Annotated in this window: 25 protein-coding genes; 13 read left to right on the plus strand and 12 right to left on the minus strand. The window is 43.0% G+C overall.

Annotated elements, in window-relative coordinates; genetic code table 11:
* Positions 1-157 precede the first annotated feature (157 nt).
* A complete protein-coding gene (gene htpG / locus AB4513_RS06785) occupies positions 158-2,062 on the minus strand; it encodes a molecular chaperone HtpG (protein ID WP_009847342.1) in 1,905 nt (634 codons plus the stop codon).
* A gap of 270 nt (positions 2,063-2,332) precedes the next feature.
* On the opposite strand from htpG, the gene AB4513_RS06790 reads away from it, so the two are divergent.
* From AB4513_RS06790 to AB4513_RS06800, 3 genes are all read left to right on the plus strand, one after another.
* Entirely contained in the window at positions 2,333-3,244 is a 912-nt protein-coding gene (locus AB4513_RS06790; RefSeq protein WP_009847343.1) for a transcriptional regulator, read from the plus strand.
* Between the two features lies 1 nt (position 3,245).
* Positions 3,246-3,761 carry a regulatory protein ToxS gene (locus tag AB4513_RS06795; protein WP_009847344.1) on the plus strand — a complete coding sequence of 172 codons (516 nt, stop codon included), beginning with the start codon at positions 3,246-3,248 and terminating at the stop codon, positions 3,759-3,761.
* A gap of 150 nt (positions 3,762-3,911) precedes the next feature.
* On the plus strand, positions 3,912-4,223 hold the full coding sequence (locus AB4513_RS06800; protein WP_017096855.1) for a SelT/SelW/SelH family protein: 312 nt from the start codon (positions 3,912-3,914) through the stop codon (positions 4,221-4,223).
* A gap of 30 nt (positions 4,224-4,253) precedes the next feature.
* Here AB4513_RS06800 and yfcE read toward each other — a convergent pair whose 3' ends face one another.
* Genes yfcE through AB4513_RS06825 form a run of 5 tightly spaced genes read right to left on the minus strand, consistent with a single transcriptional unit; the run spans position 4,254 to position 7,116 of the window.
* Positions 4,254-4,799, minus strand: a complete 546-nt coding sequence (gene yfcE, locus AB4513_RS06805; RefSeq protein ID WP_009847346.1) for a phosphodiesterase — start codon at positions 4,797-4,799, stop codon at positions 4,254-4,256.
* Between the two features lie 47 nt (positions 4,800-4,846).
* Positions 4,847-5,254: a CBS domain-containing protein gene (locus AB4513_RS06810; RefSeq protein ID WP_009847347.1), complete on the minus strand. Its 408-nt coding sequence runs from the start codon at positions 5,252-5,254 to the stop codon at positions 4,847-4,849.
* Positions 5,251-5,601, minus strand: coding sequence for a P-II family nitrogen regulator (locus tag AB4513_RS06815; RefSeq protein ID WP_009847348.1), 351 nt, complete (start codon positions 5,599-5,601; stop codon positions 5,251-5,253). The genes AB4513_RS06810 and AB4513_RS06815 overlap by 4 nt, the downstream gene beginning before the upstream one ends.
* Complete coding sequence (locus AB4513_RS06820; RefSeq protein WP_009847349.1) at positions 5,591-6,385, minus strand: DUF1538 domain-containing protein; 795 nt, start codon at positions 6,383-6,385, stop codon at positions 5,591-5,593. The genes AB4513_RS06815 and AB4513_RS06820 overlap by 11 nt, the downstream gene beginning before the upstream one ends.
* Positions 6,382-7,116 (minus strand): DUF1538 domain-containing protein, encoded by a 735-nt coding sequence (locus tag AB4513_RS06825; protein WP_009847350.1) that lies wholly within the window; start codon positions 7,114-7,116, stop codon positions 6,382-6,384. The genes AB4513_RS06820 and AB4513_RS06825 overlap by 4 nt, the downstream gene beginning before the upstream one ends.
* 300 nt (positions 7,117-7,416) lie before the next feature.
* Between AB4513_RS06825 and AB4513_RS06830 the strand changes: the two genes are divergently transcribed.
* The 5 genes from AB4513_RS06830 to AB4513_RS06850 all read left to right on the plus strand — a co-directional run bounded on the left by AB4513_RS06830 (position 7,417) and on the right by AB4513_RS06850 (position 12,051).
* Complete coding sequence (locus AB4513_RS06830) at positions 7,417-8,331, plus strand: TIGR01777 family oxidoreductase (RefSeq protein WP_009847351.1); 915 nt, start codon at positions 7,417-7,419, stop codon at positions 8,329-8,331.
* A 43-nt stretch (positions 8,332-8,374) separates the two neighbouring features.
* Positions 8,375-9,202, plus strand: a complete 828-nt coding sequence (locus AB4513_RS06835) for an SDR family oxidoreductase (protein WP_009847352.1) — start codon at positions 8,375-8,377, stop codon at positions 9,200-9,202.
* A 395-nt stretch (positions 9,203-9,597) separates the two neighbouring features.
* The gene (locus tag AB4513_RS06840; RefSeq protein WP_009847353.1) at positions 9,598-10,452 is read left to right on the plus strand and encodes a co-chaperone YbbN; all 855 of its coding nucleotides are present in this window, start codon (positions 9,598-9,600) and stop codon (positions 10,450-10,452) included.
* 210 nt (positions 10,453-10,662) lie between these two features.
* Positions 10,663-11,592 (plus strand): SPFH domain-containing protein, encoded by a 930-nt coding sequence (locus tag AB4513_RS06845; RefSeq protein WP_009847354.1) that lies wholly within the window; start codon positions 10,663-10,665, stop codon positions 11,590-11,592.
* A 3-nt stretch (positions 11,593-11,595) separates the two neighbouring features.
* On the plus strand, positions 11,596-12,051 hold the full coding sequence (locus AB4513_RS06850; protein ID WP_009847355.1) for an NfeD family protein: 456 nt from the start codon (positions 11,596-11,598) through the stop codon (positions 12,049-12,051).
* Positions 12,052-12,088: 37 nt separating this feature from the next.
* On the opposite strand, the gene cueR is transcribed toward AB4513_RS06850, so the two are convergent.
* From cueR to zipA, 5 genes are all read right to left on the minus strand, one after another.
* Positions 12,089-12,484, minus strand: a complete 396-nt coding sequence (gene cueR / locus AB4513_RS06855; RefSeq protein ID WP_009847356.1) for a Cu(I)-responsive transcriptional regulator — start codon at positions 12,482-12,484, stop codon at positions 12,089-12,091.
* A gap of 538 nt (positions 12,485-13,022) precedes the next feature.
* Complete coding sequence (locus AB4513_RS06860) at positions 13,023-13,844, minus strand: hypothetical protein (protein ID WP_009847357.1); 822 nt, start codon at positions 13,842-13,844, stop codon at positions 13,023-13,025.
* Positions 13,845-13,968: 124 nt separating this feature from the next.
* The gene (locus AB4513_RS06865; RefSeq protein ID WP_009847358.1) at positions 13,969-15,123 is read right to left on the minus strand and encodes a porin; all 1,155 of its coding nucleotides are present in this window, start codon (positions 15,121-15,123) and stop codon (positions 13,969-13,971) included.
* Between the two features lie 524 nt (positions 15,124-15,647).
* Positions 15,648-17,660 (minus strand): NAD-dependent DNA ligase LigA, encoded by a 2,013-nt coding sequence (gene ligA / locus AB4513_RS06870; RefSeq protein WP_009847359.1) that lies wholly within the window; start codon positions 17,658-17,660, stop codon positions 15,648-15,650.
* A 92-nt stretch (positions 17,661-17,752) separates the two neighbouring features.
* The gene (gene zipA, locus AB4513_RS06875) at positions 17,753-18,889 is read right to left on the minus strand and encodes a cell division protein ZipA (protein WP_009847360.1); all 1,137 of its coding nucleotides are present in this window, start codon (positions 18,887-18,889) and stop codon (positions 17,753-17,755) included.
* A 229-nt stretch (positions 18,890-19,118) separates the two neighbouring features.
* On the opposite strand from zipA, the gene cysZ reads away from it, so the two are divergent.
* From cysZ to crr, 5 genes are all read left to right on the plus strand, one after another.
* Positions 19,119-19,877 (plus strand): sulfate transporter CysZ, encoded by a 759-nt coding sequence (gene cysZ, locus AB4513_RS06880; protein ID WP_012604561.1) that lies wholly within the window; start codon positions 19,119-19,121, stop codon positions 19,875-19,877.
* A gap of 236 nt (positions 19,878-20,113) precedes the next feature.
* A complete protein-coding gene (gene cysK, locus AB4513_RS06885) occupies positions 20,114-21,082 on the plus strand; it encodes a cysteine synthase A (protein WP_012604562.1) in 969 nt (322 codons plus the stop codon).
* A gap of 303 nt (positions 21,083-21,385) precedes the next feature.
* Positions 21,386-21,643, plus strand: a complete 258-nt coding sequence (locus AB4513_RS06890; RefSeq protein WP_004734263.1) for an HPr family phosphocarrier protein — start codon at positions 21,386-21,388, stop codon at positions 21,641-21,643.
* Positions 21,644-21,796: 153 nt separating this feature from the next.
* Positions 21,797-23,521 (plus strand): phosphoenolpyruvate-protein phosphotransferase PtsI, encoded by a 1,725-nt coding sequence (ptsI, locus tag AB4513_RS06895; protein ID WP_009847363.1) that lies wholly within the window; start codon positions 21,797-21,799, stop codon positions 23,519-23,521.
* A gap of 106 nt (positions 23,522-23,627) precedes the next feature.
* Positions 23,628-24,137 carry a PTS glucose transporter subunit IIA gene (gene crr, locus AB4513_RS06900; protein ID WP_009847364.1) on the plus strand — a complete coding sequence of 170 codons (510 nt, stop codon included), beginning with the start codon at positions 23,628-23,630 and terminating at the stop codon, positions 24,135-24,137.
* A 573-nt stretch (positions 24,138-24,710) separates the two neighbouring features.
* Here crr and AB4513_RS06905 read toward each other — a convergent pair.
* On the minus strand, positions 24,711-25,793 hold a 1,083-nt coding region (locus tag AB4513_RS06905; protein ID WP_372081065.1), incomplete at its 5' end, for a flagellin.

Genomic DNA, 25,793 nt, shown 5'->3' on the forward strand with positions numbered 1-25,793 from the left:
TTGCTTAAATTAAGACTAAAGAATGTATCGACAGCGTTTGCGTTCGTCTTGTTAGCAACTTTAGCGACATTTCGATGAAGTTAAGCGACGTTCATAAAAAAAGCCCGCATTAGCGAGCTTTTAATTATAATTATGAGCTTAGCCCAAAGTCGAAAGACTAACGTTTTGTCAGTAGTTCGTTGATTGCACCTAAGAATTGTGACGGATCTTCCATTGAGCCCTTTTCAGCCAGCATAGCTTGACCAAGTAGTAGCTCAACCCAACGGCCAAACGCTTGTTCGTCCGCTTCATCAGCCATCTGTTTCACAAGTGCGTGCTCAGGGTTAATCTCAAAGATGTACTTAACTTCAGGTGCAGCTTGACCCGCAGCTTCAAGAAGCTTAGCCATTTGAGTGCCCATCTCGAAATCATCGGTCACAACAACAGCAGGTGTAGTTGCTAACTTGAATGTCGTGCGAACCTCTTTAACACGATCACCAAGGTAAGCTTGAGTGCGATCAACAACAGACTTGAACTCTTCTTCCGTCTCTTTTTGCTTCTCTTTCTCTTCTTCACCTTCAAACTTGCTTAGATCTAAGCCTGCTTTTGTGATCGACTGGAACTGCTTACCGTCGAAGTCAGTTAGGTAATTCATCACATACTCATCGATACGATCGTACATTAGAACCACTTCAATGCCTTTTGCTTTGAACTGCTCCAAGTGTGGGCTGTTCTTAGCCGCGGCATAGCTGTCTGCCGTTAGGTAATAAATCTTGTCTTGGCCTTCTTTCATACGTTCAACGTAAGAAGCGAGGCTGATGGTTTGCTCAACAGAATCCTCTTCCGTTGATGAGAAACGAAGTAGACCTGCGATTTTTTCTTTGTTCGCCATGTCTTCAGCAGGGCCTTCTTTCAGTACTAGGCCGAACTCTTTCCAAAACTCCAAGTACTTGTCGTTGTCATTCTTCGCCATGCGCTCAAGCATAGTGAGTACACGCTTGGTACATGCGCCACGAAGAGACTGAGTTACCTTATTATCTTGCAGGATTTCACGAGACACGTTCAGTGGTAAATCGTTTGAATCAATCAAGCCGCGAACGAAACGCATGTAAGATGGCATGAACTGCTCTGCATCATCCATGATGAATACGCGCTGTACATAAAGCTTAAGGCCGCTCTTATGGTCACGATTCATCATATCCCAAGGTGCTTTAGCTGGGATGTAAAGTAGGCTTGTGTAGTCGTTCTTACCTTCAACTTTGTTATGGCTCCACGTTAGTGGATCAGCAAAGTCGTGAGATACGTGCTTGTAAAACTCTTGGTACTCTTCTTTCTCGATATCAGACTTGTTACGAGTCCAAAGCGCTTGAGCCTTGTTAATCTGCTCCCAATGCTTCTCTTCGGTGTCTTTACCTTCGTCATCTTTCACCGCTGTGAAGATAGAGACAGGGATACCGATGTGATCAGAATACTTACCAATCACTTCACGCAGACGCCATTCATTTAAGAACTCTTTGCCGTCTTCACGCATATGAAGAATGATGTCTGTACCACGAGATTCTTTCGTGATGTCTTCGATAGTGTAATCACCTTCACCCGCAGAGTGCCATTGCACGGCTTGGTCATTAGCAAGTCCAGCTGCTCGAGTGCGAACAGTCACTGCGTCTGCAACGATAAATGCAGAATAGAAACCAACACCAAATTGGCCAATAAGCTGAGAGTCTTTGCTTTGGTCTTCAGACAGCTTTGAGAAAAAGTCAGCTGTGCCTGACTTAGCAATAGTACCTAAATGCTCAATAACGTTGTCGCGGCTCATACCTATGCCGTTATCAGAGATCGTTAAAGTATTTGCTTCAGCGTTGAACGAAAGTTTCACACCTAAATCAGCATCGCCTTGGTAAAGGTCGCCATTTGATAGCGCTTGAAAACGAAGCTTATCAGCCGCGTCAGATGCGTTAGAGATCAGCTCACGTAGGAAGATTTCTTTATTTGAATACAGTGAGTGAATCATTAGGTGAAGTAGTTGTTTTACTTCAGATTGAAAGCCACGAGTCTCTTTATTTTGCGTTGCCGTTTCGCTCATTTTTACTCCAAAACATCTATACTTTATGTTGAATAATCATAGGGGCGTTGCACATTATGCCTCTCTTATGTTCATTAACATGAGGATGACAAATGTAAATTCAAGGTCAAAAAGCATAAAAACACTGTTTTTTTGATCTGTTTTTATTATCCTTGAGTGTTATAAATATAAAAGAACATAAAAGAAGCCATGATTTGGTGAAGAATTAACAGAACTTCACCTGAGATTTGTCTATTTCGCACCCCAAATCATCCAAAATAGAAGAGTTCAATGAGCAATATCGGCACAAAGTTTATTCTCGCACAGCGGTTCGTATTTGACCCAAATAGCAACTCACTTGTTGATCAGATGAGCGACGGTGAAGTCGTACGTCTTGGCAGCAATGAAAGCCGCATTCTCCTGATGCTGTCAGAAAGACCCAATGAAGTTATCACTCGTAACGAATTACACGAATATGTTTGGCGAGACCAAGGCTTTGAGGTGGACGACTCCAGCTTAACGCAAGCGGTATCGACACTCAGAAAAATGCTAAAAGACTCAACCAAATCTCCAGCATTTGTAAAAACCGTTCCTAAACGTGGTTATCAATTTATCGCGACTGTTGAGCGCTCAGCACCACTGTCATCAAACGATCAGCCAACAACAGCTGAAATTGCAGAAAGTGACGTAGAGCCTATTTTAACATTTGCTAATACCACATTAGCTGATGAGGTCATCACTGAAACTATTGATCCAGAGCCAACTGCAAAGGCTCAAGAAAATCATGTCGAAGTCGAGCCAGTAACCAATCAGGTTAAACCTAAAGATGAAAGTTCGAATAAATGGTTAACGTTTGGAATGTTACTTGTCGCTTTCATTATGCCAATACTCGTTTTAACGTTAAAGAACCCAGCAGAGTCAGAGTTTCGAACATTAGCAGAGGTTAATGGTGTCAAAGTTCAAACCCCAATCAACCATCCAACTCTGACTAGTTGGCTGCCAGCGATAGAGAAATGTGTATTGCGTTACAACACCAGCCACACTGGCATGCTAAAGCCAACTGAGGTGATTGCAACAGGCGGACAAGGTAACAATCTAGCTCTAAACTATATTCACCCTCAAGATTACTCGAGCGAGAATGTAACTCTAAGAATTTACGCAAACCAGTCGGATGTACACGACATTTGTAACGGTGGTCAGTAACATGAAATTAAAATTATCCATTATTTTACTGGTTATCTCTGCTTTCTTGAGCGGCTGGTTATACTGGGGTAGCGATGCAAAGATAGAACGCTTGCTTACGCAACACGAATGGCAATCGAAAATGGTGACTCTGATTAGCGATATCAAGCAAGAGGATTCAATCGGGCCACTGCGTAAGGTTGAGCTATCATCGAATGCGAAGTATTTGCCAAACGGTACGTATCTGAGAATGGCTGTAGTTAAACTGTATGGCACTCAGACTGCACCCGCAAACGTCATCAATATTTCCGAAACCGGTCAGTGGGATATTAACGATAATTACTTACTGATTTCACCAACGGAGTTTAAAGATGTCACTTCTGCTGAGCGACAAGACTTTTCAGAGGAGCAACTCGAGCTGATCACTCAAGTGATTAAAATGGATGCAGAACAAAGCCGACGCATTGATATTATTAATCAGAAAGCACTGCTGCTCACTAGCCTAAATCATGGTTCTACGGTGTTATTCTCAAACTAATACTGTCTCAAACTAAAATCAGATTAAGCTAAAACTCAACAGTGATTTACTGTATATCATTAAACGATATACCAATAGAAAGGGGCATGATGCCCCTTTTTTATTAACTGTTGACATCAAACTACTGTTTTAGAATTTTTAGGGGTATCTATGAATACAGAACCAAGCTCGGTAAGTGCATCAATCACCAAGGCAACCATCGCAATACACTATTGTCGTCAATGCAATTGGATGCTTCGTTCTAGTTGGTTATGCCAAGAGTTACTGCATACTTTCAGTGAAGAGATAGAGCAAGTGAGTTTACACCCTGATACCGGAGGTCGATTTGAGGTTTTTTGTAATGGAATACAGATTTGGGAAAGAAAAGCGGACGACGGTTTTCCTGAGGCTAAAGTTCTGAAGCAAAGAGTACGAAACATCATTGCTCCAGACAGAGACCTCGGCCACGTAGACTCAAAGTGAGCCTTTTCTAACGCCGCCGATTGAGTTTATTTAAAGCTCGCCACTCACGAGAACATCACCTTCAAGGCTAATGACTTTAAAGATATTATTTTCATAGATGCCATAGCTCGCTGCGTGGCCATCTCGTGGGAATGTCACCGAGCTAGGATTAAAGATAAAGATGTCATCTTGGTATTCAGCAACAGGAATATGGGTATGACCATGGGCAATAATATCACCCGCCTTTAGCTCGGGGCGTTTATTGGTGTTGTACAAATGACCATGAGTTAGAAAAATACGTTGGCCTGATTCTAATAGTACCCACGAGTAATCCATCATCATTGGAAAAGACAACAACATCTGATCCACTTCGCTATCGCAGTTACCACGAACAGCAATGATCTCTTGAGAAAACGCATTCAACTTCTCTGCAACCGCCGGCGGATTGTATCCTTCAGGGATCGGGTTTCTTGGACCATGATTCAGAATGTCACCCAATAGCACTAAATATTGCGCACCAGACGCTTGGTAGAGTTCTAATACCCTTTCTGTTGCTGGCAGCGAACCGTGTAGGTCTGAAGCAAAAAATAATTTCACACGTACTTCTCCATAAAATTTATGAGCCTATTGTACGTATCTAACAGCTACACGTCATCTCTCGCCATACCGTTGATCACGATATTATTGTAACTAACCATACCGACTATTTTATGGTCACTGACCACAGGGGCACGACTGATACCAAAACGCTCAAACAAGCGTGCACAGTACTTCACATTCATATCGGCAGACACGCTTAGCGCTGGCTTGGTCATGATCTCATAAACATTGGTTCGCTTCGGAGAACGGTTCTTAGCCAGTACTTTCTTAGCAATATCATTCATCAATACGATGCCGTATTCGTCATCTTCGTGGCGCTTATCGACAATGATGGCTTTCACTTTATGCTTCTTAGCCATCTCTATCGCTTCCAACACAGTGGTTAGCCCATCGATAATCACATACGTATTAGCCATTACATCGCTTACTCGGATTTTTTCACTGCCACTCATAACTCGTCCTCCACAACCTTAGTTAATGTTTCAACTTGGTGCGCGACCCCGACTGCATCTTCGACATCGATCTGCACTGCTATCCCTTGCCCTGACTCTTGGTCAAACTCCCCGACTTCACCGATAGTTTCTAGAATATGCCTAGCTAGGTGCTCCTCGACGACAAACAGCAGCACATCTTTTTGCACCTCTAACGTTAACCCAAAGAAGGTGCGCTTTTGGTTTAGCCCCTGCCCTCTGGCATTGTTAATCACGGTTGCCCCTGTTGCACCCGCATCACGCGCGGCGTCGAGCACGATATCGGTCTTGCTTTCTTCTACAAACGCTAAGATAAGTTTAAAGCGCATCTTTGCTCTCCTTAGAGGATTGTGATCGGTTTAGCCATTGCGTTATTTGGGCATACCCCATCACGGATATAATTGGAAATAAGCTCGCGAAAGCAATCAACCCAAAGCCATCAATTACCGGATTTCTTCCTGGCACCGTTGACGCGAGTCCCAACCCAAGTGCCGTCACTAAAGGTACCGTCACCGTTGATGTCGTAACCCCACCAGAATCGTAAGCTAACGGAATAATCAATTTGGGCGCATAAAAGGTCTGAATAACCACAATGACATAGCCAGCAATGATGTAGTAATGAATAGGGTCGCCAGCCACGATGCGATAACTACCTAGCGATATGCCAATCGCTACACCTAACGCCACGGAGATCCTCAGCCCGTTAACACTGATACTGCCACCGGAAACTTGGTTTGCCTTAATAGCAACGGCGATCAAAGAGGGCTCGGCTATCGTGGTACTGAAACCAATACAAAACGCGAAAAGGTAAACCCAGTAATAGTCAAACCAAACTAAGGCAAGGCCTGAACTGACCTTGAACTCAGTCAAAAAACTTGGTTCGGTGAGTTGCATTGCCATAGTCTCCCCTAAAGGAAACAGCGCGAGCTCTAACCCCATCAAAAAGAGCGACAACCCAAGAATGACGTAAAAGAAACCTATCAGCACTTTGCCTAAGTTATTAACTGGCTTGCGCAGCACCGCTAATTGGAAACCGAAGATGATCACCGCAATCGGAATCACATCCATGACAGTACCAAGAAAGGTGTCGATAAATTGCTGAGCACTGATCATGTCACCACCATCCCGTAGACCATGACAAACATCATCGGCAGCAGTGAAGCAAAGGCGATCAATCCAAAGCCATCAATCATCGGATTTCTCCCTTTAATCGCAGAGGCTAAACCCACGCCCAATGCGGTCACTAACGGAACGGTAATGGTCGATGTAGTCACTCCGCCAGAGTCGTACGCAATCCCAATGATGTTTTCAGGGGCAAATGCAGTGAGCACCACAACTCCAATATAACCTCCGATGATCATGTACTGAATTGGCCAACCTTTTAAGATTCGCAGCACCCCAAGTAAGATGGCGATCCCCACCGACAATGCTACGGTGAAACGCAAGCCATCGGCGTACTGTTCCATTTCGTCTAGAGAGTTGGGAATAACACCACCTTCAGCGGCCACTTCTGCTGCTTCGGCGGCCACTGCGGTTAATGCGGGTTCCGCAATGGTGGTACCAAACCCTAAACAGAAAGCGAAGGTCAATAACCAAAACACGCTCCCCTTACGAGCAAAAGCTTGAGCCATCGACTCGCCGATTGGGAACAGACCCATCTCAAGGCCAAAGATAAAAAAAGTCAGTCCAAAAACCACCAGCACTAAGCCAGTTAGAATAGACAACAGATGAGGGAGTGGTTCTTGCAAAACAGCAAGCTGGAAGAAAGCAATCACCGCCACGATCGGCAAGAGATCCCTTAGGCTACCTAACATGGCTCGAAACAAAGCAAGCACTGCCGTCATCGCAACTCCTAGTCATTGAAATTGTGTCTGGTTATTAATTACTAATAATCATGGCAAATCCTTATCATTCCTTATGTGACAAATATTACGCAGTTGGTAACATATCGGAGTAAAATGCATAAGTGTGATAGCGGTATACATCCTAACCTGATTAATTTAATTTCATTCTTTCGTAAATTGATACGGCGTAATTTGGGTATCACACAATTGAAACCAACTGATCGTTATAGTGATTTTTTCGTATTGATTGGCGTTCAAAAACAAGCCATGTCTATAATTATGTTTAATAGGGAGATTGGTATGAAGATATTGTTAACTGGTGGTACGGGATTTATTGGTTCTGAATTGGTCAAAAGTTGGAATACTGACGATGTGACATTGTTGACACGGAGCCCCGAAAAAGCGAAGCAAAACCTAAATCACCTGAACCAGAATAACCTTCATTACATTCAATCTCTTGATGAACTCAGCGATCTCAATGACTTCGATGTCGTGGTCAATCTTGCTGGCGAACCGATCGCTGACAAGCGTTGGAGTACGGAGCAAAAAGAGAGGATCTGTAACAGTCGTTGGCACATTACTGAAAAACTGGTCGAGTTAATTCATGCCAGTAGCAACCCACCGCAGGCTTTCATTAGCGGCTCAGCCGTGGGTTACTATGGCGATCAACAGCAACACCCATTTGATGAATCACTACGAGTAGAAGACGAAAGTTTTCCTCACAAAGTCTGCGCGCACTGGGAAGAGATCGCCAAGAGAGCCCAGTCCGATGAGACGCGTGTGATACTACTAAGAACGGGGATTGTGTTAGGTGAAAATGGTGGTGCTCTAAAGAAGATGCTAATGCCCTACAAACTCGGAGTAGGCGGACCACTTGGTTCAGGCGAACAGTACATGCCTTGGATTCACATGCTTGATATGGTGAGAGCCATCAACCACTTATTGTCAACTCCTCACGCTCAAGGGGAATTTAATATGTGTGCCCCGCACCCTGTCACCAACAAACTGTTCAGCAGTACACTCGCCAAGCAACTACGCCGACCTCATTTCTTATTCACTCCGAAATGGGCAATGTCGCTTCTGATGGGTGAATCTTCTTGTCTGCTCTTTGACAGCATTCGTTCCAAACCAAAGAAACTCACTGAAATGGGATTTATCTTTAGTTACTCAAGAATAGAACCAGCCTTAAAAAACTTGTTACAACATCAAGATTAATTCTTTACCCTAGAGCGATAAAGACTCTAATGAAGGATTAAGCGTGAACAAGTCGATTCTGATCACCGGTTGCTCAACGGGTATTGGCTATACATGTGCGCATGCACTACAAAAGCGTGGTTTCCACGTCATTGCATCGTGTCGTCATCCGCAAGATGTACAGCGTCTGCAAGATGAGGGACTGACCTGCATACAGCTCGACCTTTCTAACCAAGAAAGCATTGAACAAGCTGCACAACTTGCTATTGAGCTAGCGCCTAACGGATTATATGGTTTATTCAATAACGGCGCTTATGGTCAAGCTGGCGCGCTAGAAGACTTACCAACCCAAGGTCTCAAAGAGCAATTCGAAACCAACTTCTTTGGCTGGCATCATCTTGTTTGTCAGATACTTCCGCACATGCGCGAACGCGGCGAAGGTCGAATCGTACAAAACAGTTCCGTATTAGGCTTTGCGGCCATGAAATATCGTGGCGCTTACAACGCTTCAAAGTTCGCTCTAGAAGGCTGGACAGATACGTTACGTTTAGAACTGCATGGTAGTGGTATTCATATCTCGTTATTGCAGCCAGGTCCAATAGAAACCCAATTTAGAAATAATGCCCTGAAAGCTTTCAATAAATGGATCACCATTGCTGGCAGCGCTCATCAAGAAGCTTATCAACAACAAAAAGACCGACTCGAAAAAGAATCATCGAACAACGCTTTTGTTCTTCCGCCTGAAAGTTGTATTGAACCGGTTTATCACGCACTCACCGCCGATAAACCCAAACTCAGATACCGAGTGACGACCCCAACTAAAGTCTTCGCGGTATTGAAAAGAATGCTACCAAGTCGCTTGCTAGACCCTATTTTGAGAAAAGCTGCATAAATTACTAACTTTGCATCAACAGTCGCAAACTTTAATGTAACGATGTAATTTTTCCGTAACAATAAGATGTCATGATTGTCCTATCTCATCAATTATTCCCAATTGATGAACCTAATCTGGATATTTCATGACTTTAAACCGCCTTAATTGGGTCGGTGTGACTCTGGCGATTACGTTGTTTATTCTGTTTTGAGTATCTTACGCTATGCCTCACTGACCACCTCAATGATAACGCTATGCCTTCCCTGTTGAGATAACCACTCTATCAACATAGAAGCATAGCGTTTTTCTATTTTGGCTCTTTTTATTTGAGATAACCAAGTTAGATCTTGAAGTTACCAGCATCTCCCCCCATATTTGCAACGTACCCACAAAACACACCTCAAGGAACGTAAATGCAATCTCCGCATATTGTTGAACTTAATGAGCAGAACTTTCGTCAAGTATTAGAAACCTCAATGCAGACGCCTGTACTCATCCACTTTTGGGCACCAATGAGCCAAGAAAGTGCTCAGGTGATCCCTGAACTGCAAACATTAACTCAGCAATACAACGGCGCTTTTACTTTAGCTCTGTTGAATTGTGAACAAGAGCAGGCAATTGCTAGCCAATTTGGCGTACAAGCACTCCCTACTATTGCACTGTTTGTTAACGGTCAGCCTGTTGATGGTTTGGGTGGCCCACAAAGCATACAAGCGATTGTTGAAATGTTAGGAAAACACCTTCCTAGCCAAGACGAGCTCGCACTGCGTCAGGCTCTCGAGCAAATGCAAGCAGGCGAGCACGCACAAGCGCTCGCAGCAATGCAACAATTGCCAATAGAGCTGACGAGCAAAGGCGAGGTAAAACTGGCAATCGCAGAATGTTTACTAGAAACGCAACAGTTTGATCTAGCTGAAACTCAGCTAGCCACCATTCCTCTAGAGTACCAAGATAATTACTATAAAGGCTTAGTCGCAAAGCTTGAGCTTCACAAGCAAGCAGCAGACAGCCCTGAAATACAAGCATTAGAAACCGCTCTTCAGCAAGACCCATATGACGCTAAGACAGCATCTGAATTAGCATTGCAATATCACCAAGTGAATCGCAACGAAGAAGCGATGGAACTGTTGTGGTCTTTCCTTGCAAAAGATCTAAATGTTTGCAATGGCGATATGAAAAAAGAGTTCATGGATATCTTAAGTGCGCTTGGACAAGGTAACCCAGTTGCCAGTAAGTACCGCCGACAGCTGTACTCTCTGCTCTACTAACTAAACCCTAAAAGTACTAAAGATAAGCATCGTATATCTCATCGAAAATTGACAATTCAATCAATTAGTTTATCGAATAATAGAATGTAAAATGGGCCATAAAATCAATATTTTATGGCCCATTTCTCATTTATAAATTTGCTCAGAATTTAAATATGAGCCAGTATCAATACTGAACTATCAAAAACTTAAACTTGCAAAGGATTTTGTATGGCTATTGATACATTGATTACTATCGGCGTCTTTACTGCCGTCGCAATATTGTTTATTTTCGCCGGAGTAAAAACGGTTCCGCAAGGCAATAACTGGACCGTAGAACGCTTCGGCCGTTATACACAAACCCTCCAACCAGGTCTGAACCTGATCATTCCATTTATCGATAAAATCGGACAACGCATCAGTATGATGGAACGTGTTCTCGACATCCCGGCACAAGAAGTCATCTCCAAAGATAATGCAAATGTGGTTATTGATGCGGTGTGTTTCGTTCAAGTGATCGACGCGCCTAAAGCGGCTTATGAGGTGAATGATCTTGAGCACGCGATTCGTAATTTAACTCTCACCAATATCCGTACTGTACTGGGCTCGATGGAACTGGATGAAATGCTCAGCCAGCGAGACATGATTAACACCAAATTATTGAATATCGTTGATGAAGCGACAAACCCTTGGGGTGTCAAAGTTACACGTATCGAAATCAAAGACGTACAGCCACCAGCAGACCTTACCGCTGCGATGAATGCTCAGATGAAAGCCGAGCGTAACAAACGTGCAGATATCCTAGAGGCAGAGGGTGTACGACAAGCTGAGATATTGAAAGCAGAAGGTCACAAGCAATCAGAAATCTTAAAAGCAGAAGGCCAAAAGCAAGCCGCGATACTTCAAGCTGAAGCTCGTGAACGGGCTGCCGAAGCTGAGGCTAAAGCGACAGAAATGGTATCAACAGCGATTGCTCAAGGTGACATGCAAGCAGTCAATTACTTTATTGCACAAGGTTACACCGACGCACTGAAGTCTATTGGCCAAGCAGAAAACGGTAAGATCATCATGCTACCGCTCGAAGCGACTGGACTAATGGGTTCTGTTGCGGGTATTGCAGAGATGTTTGCACATAAGAATGACAAGGGTAGTAAGGACTAACTTATGGTCGAATTGCTCGAACAAGTAAACTACTGGCATTGGTTAGCGTTTGGCCTAGCATTGTTAGCGCTTGAGCTAATTGGAACCGCTGGTTACTTTTTATGGATAGGCATATCTGCCATGCTAGTCGGGGCCCTATTAGGCGCACTACCAATCGGTTGGCAGATGCAATGGCTATCCTTTGCGAGCTTCTCGCTTATCACCACTTGGCTGTGGTGGAGAAGACAGCTGTCTAGTGACAAGCAATCTGACTCTACTCGAGACCTTAATCAGCGAGAGAAGCAACTGATTGGAAGAAAGACTCGCCTCTTAGAGCCGGTACAAAAAGGTAACTGCAGGATAAAGCTAGGGGATAGCTCATGGTCTGCGATGAGTACACATGATATTGATGCGGGAGAGGAAGTCGTGATTACTGCTGTCGATGGCATTGTTCTCACTATAAGCCCTACTAAACAATAATCAAGAAAACCCTCCGTCAAAGCCATAAGTAACCAACTTATGGCTTTTTCTCTACAAGTGAATCAATAATTGGGCAATGGCTATTTGAGTCACCAGGGCATTGTTCAACCCACTCTTTCAATGTCTTCTGAATGATCAGTAAGTCTTCAATTTTTTTATTCACTTCTTCCAATTTACTTAACGCTTTTGCTTTAACATCGGCACTTTCGCGACATGGGTTGTCGGCTAATTCAACAAGCGCACGACACTCATCAAGCGAAAAACCAGCGCTTCTCGCTTTCGCTACGATTCCGAGCTCTTTAATCTGCTTCTCACCATAAGACCGATAACCATTTTCAGAACGCAACGGTGCAGATATCACCCCTTTGTCTTCATACAAACGAATAGACTTAGGTGATAACTGCGTGAGGCTTGCAACTTCGCTTATGTTCATAATATTACTCAAGTAAATATCGCATAAAAACTATTTAGAAACCTAAGACTATTATTCAAACATCTAGGAATGCTAACTACCGAAACAAAAACATTGAAGCAATATAATGTTCGAAAATAAAGTCTGCTGTTTATGGCTATTTTACATCAAATGATGAGAGTAGCTTAGATTTTCCAACAAACCCAAACACCAACTATCAACAAGTTACTGTTTGAAATAGCAAAATAGGCATTCATTATTTTTCATAGGAAATTTTTTGATTTTTTTGATTTTTGAGAAATACCTCACATACTAATGAATATCTCTTGTTTGAAGAGATTTTTAGTGAGGTGTCATTATGAAATGTTATCTAGCGTTAATTTTTAGCTTAGTTTTAAGCTTCTCTGTATCCGCCCAAAATGTAGGAAGCACTGCATCTGGACCGATCATAAAATGTGACTTAGGAAGTAGTGTTGTAGAATATATGCCTATCGTTATATGCAAGCATAGTAATGGTAAGGTTCTACACTAACAAAAAAGGAGCCTAGGCTCCTTTCCTTTAAAACTCGATTAATTGTTTGATTATCGTTTTACGTTCTTCTTTGGAAGCTTTGTTAAACCAATATTCGAACATTTCAATCTCTTTGACATTATCACCTAAAGAATCAACAACACCATTTCGATTTGCTACAGACCAGTTAATAACGGAGTCTCTTTGTTCTGTTGGAATTTGTTCAAACCAATATTTTGACATCTCTTGAGCTTGGCTTACCGGCTCTTGCTGAAGCGCGGGAACTGCAACTACAGGTGCGGCTGCGGCTACAGGTGCTGCCATAACAGATTTAGCTGTTGCGTTTTTATCACCCGTATTTACGATTGCTTCGATGTAGCCAGCAGGAATAGAAAACGAAATGCTGTTCGCATTTGAAACCTGGACATCAAAAATTAGATCTTTAAAAGGTGCTTCGTTGAAGATTTCATTAGATACAGGAAATTTCACATACTGTGTTTGAGTACATATATCGCTGCATGTTTCAGCTGAAGCCGCATAAGGTTTTAATGGCACTTTACCTTCAGAACCTTGAACTAAGACAGAGCGATACTCGTTGTAATTTTTAAAGTACTGAAGCTCCATCGTTATGTATGAATCAGGTACCGTTACAGTACTGTTTGGGGTAACGTAATTTAGCTCTAAAGACGAGTTAACTAGCTGACCTTGTCTAACTTCAAGCACATCAGGAGACAGCGACTCACCAACGACAATTTGGTAATTTTGCTTACTCTCTATTCTTTTAACAGAATCTGTAAAATCACTATTAGAATCTAATGTTGTACATCCAATTAAGAATAAAGGAATCGATGCTAAAACTATTTTTTTCATATTAACTACCTCGAGGGTTTCCCCATAATATTATTCGATGCCTTTTCTTTCTTAGGCTGGACCAGAAATGAATATGCGCCGACTAATTAGTCAGCGCATCTCTTTACTTAAAGCATGGTTTCAATTAGAAGCCGTACTCTAAACCAATACGTGTAACGAACGTATCTGTGTTAGCAATAGAACCTTTATCGTCAGCTTTGATATCACGCTGTGCAATACGGATGTAAGGAACAAAGCCGTTATGAACGTACATTAGCTGACCTGAGATTACGCTATCTTCATCAGCGTTTTTAACACCATCAGTTTCAGACTCTAGGTTAGCTGCGTAACCTAGTTTGAAGCCCCAAGGGCCGTTCCAGTACTGACCGATTACAGAGTATGAAGCCTGTTCAGACTTAGCGCCGCCTTGAACATCTGACTCACCCGCTTTGTAGGCTGCAGAAATACCGAAACCTGCTGGAAGTGACGCTTCAAAACCGATTAGATAACCAAATGTATCAGCCATTTCAGCAGAAGTTGCAGCAACTGCAGGAGTTGCACCGCCAAAGTTTACGCCATCACAACCCGTAGCAACTAAACATGTACCAGCAGCAGTTCCAGCTGTTGCAGCTGTTAGTTGACGATCTGATTCTGATTCAACAGCAGCGTGGAAAGTAACCGTATCAGCTAAACGGTAGTGAGCAGCCGCGCCGTAGAAGTAGTTATCTTTAACACTTGAGTCACCACGACCTGTTGCTAGGTTGAATGTAAAACCATTCAAGTCAGCAGAATCGTATCGAGCCATATCACCATGACGGTCACGGTTGTATTTAACATCGCCGCCCCAGTCCCATACTGCGCCCAAACCTGGGTTAGCATAAGGCCAGTCAATTACTTCATACATTGGCGTCAGCATACGACCAAAACGTACTTTACCCCAGTCACCTTGCAGGCCTAAGAACGTATCACGATTACCTAGTGTCGCACCGTCACCGTTTTCACCAACGTAACCAGATTCAATTTGCATGAATACGTTCACGTTCTCGAACATGTCTTTACTTGCACGGAAACCAATTCGAGATTCATTCTCGTAATCGTATCCCGTACCTGTATCAGTTTTTACGCCGTTTTTAGTTTTTTCTGAATCGTAGTTAACAACAGAGATTGCTGCTACACCGTAAGCCTGAACGTTAAAATCTGAGATAACACCAACTTGAGAAGATTCAGATGCGAATGCACCACTTGAAATCATCGCAACTGCAGCACCAAGTAAAGTACGTTTGAAAATTTTGTTTTCCATGGAATAAAACTCCTAAAAATGGATATAGCTGTTTGAATATTTCCCGCCTAAAGTTGGCCGCCGTAGAGAGAAATACCTTTTCTTGTTTGAGAACCCTGAAACACCGAATTCTCGATTTCCTTTCTGGTTATACACAATGTGCATCCATGCCAATAAGACTAACTTCACCCCAAAAAAGATCAATGAGAACTTAATTTTCATCTAAAAAAATATGAGTTGGTGCAAATTTATCATGTACTTAGTGATCCAGATCTACTAATTGAAAAAACCGAGGGGCAAAAGAGTAAAAACATTAAAAAACAAAAACTTACTAACACAGCAGCCTCTTAAAAATTGATATCACTCGCATTTAGCAAACAACTATAACAACATTTCATTAATGTTGAGCGTCATCACTGTCCTGATTTCATAGTTCGTATAGGAACAAATTTCTCAACAATTAAAAAGTGATTACTTTTATATCAGAAACGAAAAAGGCACTCCCTTGAAAGGAGTGCCTTTGAGCTTTTTTTATCTGTATTTACTTACGAAATAAGGGCTATTAGATCTTCTTCTGTTCTTATTTCGATACCTAAATCTTGTGCTTTAGTCAGTTTAGAACCAGCGGCTTCACCAGCAAATAAGATATCCGTTTTCTTAGACACGCTACCGGTTACTTTTGCACCTAAAGCTTGCAAAGCAGCTTTCGCTTCGCTGCGACCTAATTTAGAAAGTGAGCCAGTCAACACAACTACTTTGCCTTCTAACGGTAGCTCTTGATCATCCGCAACAGCTTCAATTGCAGGCCAGTTAACTCCAAGCTCGATAAGTTGGTCGACTACTGCTCTGTTTTTCTCTTGTGAGAAGAAGCTCGTGAGGTGACTTGCTACGATGTCACCAATATCTGACACTTCAACCAACTGCTCATGAGTTGCAGCTTGAACCAACTCTAGCGTTTTAAAGTGCTGAGCTAAGTTCATAGCCGTCGCTTCACCGACTTCTCGAATTCCTAAAGAATAAAGGAAGCGTGCCAATGTCGTGTCTTTCGCTTTGTTAAGCGCACTCACTACATTCTGTGCCGATTTAGGTCCCATACGATCAAGAACCGTAATCACGCCCGCGCTCAACTTAAACAGGTCCGCTGGCGTTTCGACCATTTCGCGATCCACAAGCTGTTCTATCACCTTTACGCCAAGGCCATCGACATCCAGCGCCTTTCTAGACACAAAGTGCTTAAGTGCCTCTTTACGCTGCGCCTGACACACTAAACCGCCAGTACAACGCGCTACAGCTTCGCCCTCTACGCGCTCCACTGCAGAATTACATACAGGGCAGGCGTCCGGGAACACAATGTCTTTAGCCGTCTCAGGACGACGATCTTGTACAACAGCTACAATTTGTGGAATGACGTCACCAGCACGGCGGATAATCACGCTATCTCCGACCTTCACACCTAAACGAGCGATCTCATCAGCATTGTGCAGCGTTGCATTACTCACCGTCACGCCGCCAACAAAAATAGGTTCAAGCTTAGCAACCGGCGTAATAGCGCCTGTACGACCGACCTGAAACTCAACATCATTGAGCAGAGTAATTTCTTCTTGAGCTGGGAACTTATAAGCAATAGCCCAGCGAGGTGCGCGTGCAACAAAACCTAGAGTTTCTTGTGCGGCAATGTCATCAACCTTAATCACCACCCCATCAATTTCATAAGCCAAGGTGTCACGACGAGTCATGATATCTTGGTAATAGGCTTTTACATCTTCAAGAGAACTTAGCTGCTTTGTCTCTGGGCACATAGGCAAGCCCCAAGCTTTCAGCTGCAGGAATCGTTGATAGTGGCTATTTGAAAGCTCAGCGCCTTGTACAACACCGACACTGTATGCGTAGAAAGCCAAGGGGCGTTTTGCTGTAATACGAGAATCAAGCTGACGTAAGCTACCTGCGGCGGCATTACGTGGATTCACAAAGACCTTCTCGCCCTTCTTCAATGCCATCTCATTCAATTTGTCGAAGCCCGCTTTTGGCATAAACACTTCGCCACGTACTTCAATACGTTCCGGCCAACCTTCACCTTGTAACTTAAGCGGAATCGAGCTGATCGTACGCACGTTTTCGGTAATATTTTCGCCAGTCGCACCATCACCACGCGTCGCTGCCTGTACTAAGGTGCCTTTTACATAGAGTAGGCTCACCGCTAAACCATCAAGCTTAGGTTCACAACAGAAGGTCTTTAGGTTCGCAGTTGGCGCTCGATCAGACATGCGCTTATTGAACGCATCTAAATCGTCATCAGAGAAAGCATTATCTAAAGAAAGCATCGGGATCTCATGGGTCACTTGAGTGAAGCCGTCTAGAGGCTGACCGCCGACACGCTGACTCGGCGAATCTACCGTCACAAGTTCTGGGTTCTCTTCTTCGAGCTTTAGCAGTTGTTGCATCAATCGATCGTACTCGACATCAGGGATCTCAGGGCTATCTTCTACGTAATAACGAACGGCATGATAGTGCAGAGTTTCTCTTAACTGCTCTAAGGTAACTTGAATCGATTCTTTCATATCATTCTCTGTCGTGATTGAAATATCAAAAAGGGCTCCCTTAGGAGCCCTTTTCTATAAATATAGATTATTTACAAGGCTAAACAATACGGCTAGGCGTTAGCTGCCGTCATAAAGTCTCGGATTTGCTTACGGTAATCAGACAAACGGTTTGGCGTCATTAAGTTACGTGACTCATCCAATACGTTTCCGCCCATATCGTCGGCAATTTTCTGTGCAGCACTCAGCATCACATTGAAGTTTTGATCAGCTTGACCATAACAAGGCAGCGTCATAAAGAACGAAATACCTTTTGTGGTAAAGTCAGCAGGATCGTCATGTTCTAGTGTTCCTGGCTGCATCATATTTGCTACGCTGAAAATAACTTTTGGCTCATCGCTCGCTTGTGCAAAGCAGTGATAAATCGACATTTCACCATAAGCTAGGCCGTTGTTCTCCATGCTACGGAAAAGTTCAGTACCCACAAATGGGATCTCCCCAGCACAGTGAACATTAAGAACAATGACTTCAAGGCCAAGATCTTCATCTGAATGAGCTTTTTCATCTAACTTACTTTCGTCAGCTAAATTAACTTCGTTACCCAACTGAGCTTCCCCAGCTAAGTTAGCATCTTTATCTAACTTAGTTTCTTCAACCGAAGTAACACTTTGTGCAGCAACCACTTCTTTCCCAATAAATGGTTCGCTTGGCGTTAAGCCTTCGCTAGAAAGTAGTGGATCAGCGACCGCATCAGAGGCTTCTTCAAACGAACCGTACTGCTCTTTAAAGCCTGCGTGATTTTGTTTTTGCTCGTCAGTCAATTCAAAGTTCGGAACTTCAGGTTCAACAACCTTCTCTTCCTCAACCTGTTCAAGCTCACCTTTAACTTCGATCGGGTCTTCAACACTGAAAGAAGGAAGATCATTCAATTCTATTTCGTCTTCGTGAGCTTCTTTTTGCTGTGGCGCTGACAATGGATCTGAGTCAATCAGCGGATCAGTTGCAGACGGTGAGACAGCAAAATCCGGTTCTTTACGCTCTTTTCGGATTATCTCAAAATCATCCTCAGGAGCGAATGAACGGTTTGGGATCGTTTCAGCTTCATCTAAGCTGTCATTATCAAGCTTACCAAGCGGCTTATCTCCAAACTTTGCTTTCCCTTCTTTCTTACTCGTCCATAGACCATGGAACAATAATGCGGCGATAGCTAATGCGCCAACAATAATGAGTACAAATCGCAATTCCTGCATTTTTCGCTCTCAGCTTTCTTAGTCAACTAGCTATAAAAACGCTGTCACTAAGTTAGGTTAATTTGGCTAATCTCACTACTCTATCAAAAGTAGCCACTGTTTTAGAACCACTTAATACAATTAGTTCATTACTTGGTGTGATTTTCACCACGCTTTTTTTCTTAATTTCGGTCGAGTACACTAGAGATGTTTGCTATTTAACCAAATTCACATGTGACCCAATTTAAATATGACTATTGAATCTGTTCCTCGCTCTGGCTTTGGCTATTTTATTTTCGGAATAAAAATTGCCTTATCGCCGAGTATCCGTAAGTTTGTACTGCTTCCTCTTATCGCTAACGTGTTACTTGTGGGCGGTGCTTTATTTTATATTTTCTCCAACTTAAACACTTGGATTGAAGGCTGGATTGGTGCATTGCCAAGTTTCTTGTCGTGGTTGTCATATATCCTATGGCCACTACTTGTGTTAACCGTTTTGGCCACGTTTTCGTATTTCTTCAGTACACTCGCTAACTTTATTGCCGCACCTTTCAACGGATTACTCGCGGAAAAAGTCGAAGAACTGCTGAGTGGTAAAAAAGTCAATGATGATGGTTTACTGGATGTACTTAAAGACACCCCTCGTATTTTAGCAAGAGAATGGCGCAAGCTTGTCTATATCCTGCCAAAAGCGATCGGTTTGTTCCTACTTTTGTTAATTCCAGCGCTAGGACAAACTGTTGCACCGTTTTTATGGTTCATTTTCACTGCATGGATGTTAGCTATTCAGTACGCTGACTACCCGTTCGACAACCATAAAATCAAGTTCGATGACATGAGAAATAATTTGAAACAAAAGCAAGGTAAGAGCTACAGCTTCGGCGCACTTGTTTCCGTGTTTACTACCATTCCAGTTTTAAACCTGATTGTGATGCCAGTTGCCGTCTGCGGCGCTACTGCAATGTGGGTTGCAGAGTTTAAAGACCAAGCCCTACGCTCTCGTCTATAGCTATCGCCTATAGTTCTACAGCCTGCTCTAACAACGCCTATCTTTTTGAAGTTCTGATTTCAATAAAGATAGGCGTGAATCCTGCGACATCTCTATATGATATAACTTTTTAATCCTTTTACCTTTTTTTCAACTTGTTTAATCTAAATTCAAGCTAAACAAACATCGAAAGACACTAGACGGTAAATTGGTAGATATACTACGTTTAGTTCTGTCATTAAATGAAGGAATATCGCATGAGCAAGATCTACGAAGACAACACCCTAACGATTGGTAACACACCTTTAGTCCGCCTAAACAAGGTAAGCAAAGGTAACGTCCTAGCTAAGATCGAAGCTCGTAACCCAAGCTTCAGCGTTAAGTGTCGTATCGGTTCAAACATGATCTGGGAAGCAGAAAAAGCAGGTACGCTTAAGCCAGGTATCGAGCTTGTTGAGCCTACCAGTGGTAATACAGGTGTTGCTCTTGCATTCGTAGCTGCAGCGCGCGGTTACAAGCTAACACTAACAATGCCTGAATCAATGAGCCTAGAACGTCGTAAGCTGCTTAAAGCTCTTGGCGCAAACCTAGTGCTAACTGAAGCACCAAAAGGTATGAACGGCGCGATTGCTAAAGCTGAAGAGATTGTTGCTTCAGACCCAGACAAATACCTACTACTGCAACAATTCAACAACCCAGCGAACCCACAAATTCACGAGCAGACAACTGGCCCTGAAATTTGGGAAGCAACAGATGGTGAGATCGATGTGTTTGTAGCCGGTGTAGGTACAGGTGGCACTATCACTGGAACAAGTCGTTACATTAAAGGTGAAAAAGGCAAAGCCATCACTTCTGTAGCCGTTGAACCAGCAGAATCTCCAGTGATTGCGCAGGCACTTGCAGGTGAAGAAATCAAACCAGCACCACACAAAATCCAAGGTATTGGCGCAGGTTTCATTCCTGGCAACCTAGATTTAGACATTATTGACCGTGTAGAGTCAGTAACTTCTGAAGAAGCAATTGAGATGGCTCAACGCCTAATGAAAGAAGAAGGTATCCTAGCGGGCATCTCATCTGGTGCAGCAGTAGTAGCAGCAAACAGAATTTCGGAACTACCTGAATTTGCAGGGAAAACTATCGTTACTGTACTACCAAGCTCGGGCGAGCGTTACCTTAGTACGGCCCTATTTGCTGGTATCTTTACGGAAAAAGAGAACCAACAATAATATGTGGTCAAATCAATTTTTCGTCCAAAAAAGCCCCATTTAGGGGCTTTTTTGTTGATCCCTGCCTCACCTTTGGTAATATCGGGTCTGTTTTATTTTTCGCTTCAAAATAAAAGAAGCAATAAACAAATTCTGAAAGTCATGAGTACTCAACAAAAGACGACCATGGCTGGATAAAAATTTATAACCAGTCTAAGTTCTAACACGAACATGGCGTACTAGCCTCTAGCGCATTTGAGCTAAAGCAGTTAAGCTAAATCTGGTTACAAACTTACAAAAAATAAATTAATTGGGGTATATAAAATGTACGAGAAGCAAGTAGAAATCACAGCAGAAAACGGTCTTCACACTCGTCCAGCTGCACAGTTTGTTAAAGAAGCAAAATCTTTCGACGCTGACATCACAGTGACTTCTAACGGCAAAAGCGCTAGCGCGAAAAGCCTGTTCAAACTACAAACTTTAGGCCTAGTAAAAGGTACTAACGTTACTATTTCAGCTGAAGGCCCTCAAGCTCAGCAAGCTGTAGACCACCTAGTTGCTCTTATGGATCAACTACACTAATACGGTCTCCTTCTTTCAAAGCCATTTTGCACAGCAAAGTGGCTTTGTTCGAAATAGATAGCAATTCGAAATAGATAGCAATAAGCGCGACATTAGTCGACGACTTAAAGTCACACATTCTCCCGTTTACAGTTGAACAACTAAGGTAAGGCTATGATTTCAGGCATCCTAGCATCTCCTGGTATTGCTTTCGGTAAAGCACTACTACTTCAAGAAGATGAAATTGTCCTAAACACTCAATCTATCTCAGACGATCAAGTTGAAGCAGAAGTTCAGCGTTTTTTTGACGCTCGTAACAAATCTTCTCAACAACTTGAAGTTGTAAAGCAAAAAGCACTTGAAACTTTTGGCGAAGAAAAAGAAGCAATCTTTGAAGGCCACATCATGCTGCTTGAAGATGAAGAGCTAGAAGAAGAGATTTTAGCACTCATCAAGAAAGACAAAATGCACGCAGACAACGCGATCTACACAGTGATCGAAGAGCAAGCTGTTGCACTTGAGTCGCTTGATGATGAGTACCTAAAAGAACGTGCGACTGATATCCGTGATATCGGTACTCGCTTCGTTAAAAATGCACTAGGCATCAACATTGTATCTCTAGCAGATATCAATGAAGAAGTTATCCTAGTTGCTTACGATTTAACGCCATCTGAAACGGCACAAATCAACCTAGACTACGTTCTTGGTTTTGCTTGTGACATCGGCGGTCGTACATCTCATACTTCAATCATGGCACGTTCACTTGAGCTTCCAGCTATCGTTGGTACTAACGATATCACTAAGCAAGTTAAAAACGGCGACATGCTTGTGCTAGACGCGATGAACAACAAGATCATCATCAACCCTTCTGACGCTGAATTAGCAGAAGCTAAGAAAATCAAATCTGATTTCGAAGCAGAAGCAGTTGAACTAGCAAAACTAAAAGACTTACATGCTGAAACTCTAGACGGTCACCGTGTAGAAGTTTGTGGCAACATCGGTACAGTAAAAGACTGTGACGGTATTCTGCGTAACGGCGGTGAAGGCGTTGGTCTGTACCGTACTGAATTCCTATTCATGGACCGTACTGCACTTCCTACTGAAGAAGAGCAATACGTTGCTTACAAAGAAGTAGCGGAAGCAATGGAAGGCGAGTCAGTGATTATCCGTACTATGGATATCGGTGGCGATAAAGACCTACCATACATGGACCTTCCACAAGAAATGAACCCTTTCCTAGGCTGGCGTGCAGTACGTATCAGCTTGGATCGTCGTGAAATTCTACGTGACCAACTACGTGGTATCCTACGTGCATCTGCACACGGTAAACTACGCATCATGTTCCCAATGATCATTTCTGTTGAAGAGATCCGTGAACTGAAAAAAGCAATCGAAGAGTACAAAGTTGAACTTCGCGCTGAAGGCCTAGCTTTCGATGAAGAAATCGAAATCGGCGTAATGGTTGAGACTCCAGCAGCAGCTGCAATCGCACACCACCTAGCGAAAGAAGTATCTTTCTTCTCTATCGGTACTAACGACCTAACGCAATATACTCTTGCGGTAGACCGTGGTAACGAAATGATTTCTCACCTATACAACCCACTATCTCCAGCGGTTCTTCTTGTTATCAAGCAAGTAATCGATGCTTCTCACAAAGAAGGTAAATGGACAGGTATGTGTGGCGAACTAGCAGGTGATGAGCGTGCAACTCTACTTCTTCTTGGTATGGGTCTAGATGAGTTCTCTATGAGCGGTATCTCTATCCCTAAAGTTAAGAAAGTAATCCGTAACTCTAACTTCGCTGAAGTTAAAGCTATGGCTGACGAAGCACTATCTCTACCTACAGCTGCAGAAATTGAAGCTTGTGTAGAAAAGTTCATCGCTGAGAAAACTCAGTAATCACCAAGAGCTTAATGAAGTTAGACGGCTAAAAATAGTCGTCTAATTTGTTAGATTGGTATAGTATATTCTACAGAATAAAACTAAACGTTAGGAGCATGACACAATGGGTCTGTTTGACAAACTGAAAAAGCTTGTATCTGATGACAGCGCTGATGCTGGTGCAATCGAAATCATCGCACCTCTTTCTGGTGAAATCGTAAACATCGAAGACGTGCCAGATGTAGTTTTCGCTGAAAAAATCGTTGGTGATGGCATTGCTATCAAACCAGCTGGCGATAAAATGGTAGCTCCAGTTAACGGTACTATCGGTAAAATCTTCGAAACAAACCACGCATTCTCTATCGAGTCTGACGACGGTATTGAGCTTTTCGTTCACTTCGGTATCGATACTGTTGAACTTAAAGGCGAAGGCTTCACTCGTGTAGCTGAAGAAGGTCAATCTGTTAAAGCTGGTGACACAATCATCACTTTCGACCTTGCGCTTCTAGAAGAGAAAGCAAAATCTACGCTTACTCCAGTTGTTATCTCTAACATGGACGAAATCAAGGAGCTGAACAAGCTTTCTGGTTCTGTAACTGTTGGCGAAACTCCAGTTCTTAAAGTAACTAAGTAATCCCGATTACTTATCTGCTTTAATTAAAACGCTACCTAAGGGTAGCGTTTTTTGTGCCTGCTATATTTGTTCAATACCTCAGATAGGCAGTACTGACTATCACACCGAAACCCTTCTCCTAGTTCCCTCAACCAATGACAACTACACTGACCGTTTATCCCCTGCTATCCGACCTAGTTTTTTACTAAACGTTGTTAAGCGCTATTCAAGGCATTTCGCCTATACATCAAATTACACTTGTGAATTTTAACAAACAGAGATCTCTGATATCTCGTTCTACTCGATTCTGAGATGACGACTAAAGACTTCGATTCAGGTAAACAATTGATCAATACCGCCTATAGTCGTCATTCCCTACAGTGAGGAACGAGCGTGATAGGGAATCTCTCTTTTGCGTCTGCTTACCAGCACTGCACTTTTCCAAATATACCTTCGCTAAATAACAGGCAATAAAAAACCCAGCCGAAGCTGGGTCTGTTTAGCGCTCATCTCTCACCACGAGCTAATTTGTGGAAGCCTAACGTTGACGCTTGTGATCAACAACGCTTAAAGTCAACGTGGCTTTTCAACCGATTAACCTAGTAGGCTAAGTGCCGAGTTCGGAGCTTGCTTCGCTTGTGCAAGAATCGAGCTTGAAGCTTGTGAAAGAATTTGAGACTTAGTCATGTTAGTCGTTTCTTTCGCGAAATCGGTATCTTTGATACGGCTCTTAGATGCATTAACGTTCTCGTTGATGTTATCTAAGTTGTTAATTGCGTGGTCAAAACGGTTTTGGAATGCACCAAGCTCAGAACGGTGGCTATCTACATATTTAAGTGCCGCATCGATAACAGCAACAGATTCTTGAGCGCCACCAACAGACGTTACGTCGATAGTATCAACCGTTACTTGCTTACCCTCTAGAGTTTTTGGGTCCTCAGGTTTCGCACCTGCTTGCATGCCTAATTCATCTGATAAAGCACCAGAAAATGCAATTTCTCCATCAACTTTATTGTTGCCAGCGAAGATTTGCAGTTTACCTTCTTCATCAATTGATGCTTTTACTAGGTCTTGTTGACCGTTAATGTAAGTCGCTAGCTCTTCAATGTCATCGCCAGCTTTAGCAGAGATGTTGATTTCTCGTTGGTCACCGAAGCTGTCTTTTAATGACATGGTTAAGTCATTCGCGCCAGCTTTCACGCCCCAATCTTTACCTTTAGCTTCTGTAAATTGGTAGCTGCTGCCGCCCATTTGGTCGTTATCAGAACGCATGTCTTTCAGTTGAAGCATTACTGCCTCACCATTGTCTGCACCAATTTGGAATGACTTAGTACCGTGAGTACCGTTAAGCAGCTTGTTGCCACCAAAAGATGTGGTTTCAGCGATACGATTTAGTTCATCATTAAGCGCCGTTACTTCTTCTTGGATTGCTACACGGTCAGATTTGGTATTTGAACCGTTTGTTGATTGCAAAGACAAATCACGCATACGTTGTAGAATGTTTGATGTTTCATTCATCGCACCTTCTGCTGTTTGAGCGATAGAGATACCATCGTTCGCGTTACGTACAGCAACATCAAGACCGCGGCTCTGAACGTTCAAACGGTTCGAGATTTGTAGGCCAGCAGCGTCATCTTTTGCGCTGTTGATTTTAGAGCCTGAAGATAGGCGTTCCAT

The sequence above is a fragment of the Vibrio sp. 10N.222.54.E6 genome, assembly GCF_041473955.1.
Classification (GTDB): Bacteria; Pseudomonadota; Gammaproteobacteria; order Enterobacterales; family Vibrionaceae; genus Vibrio; species Vibrio tasmaniensis_A.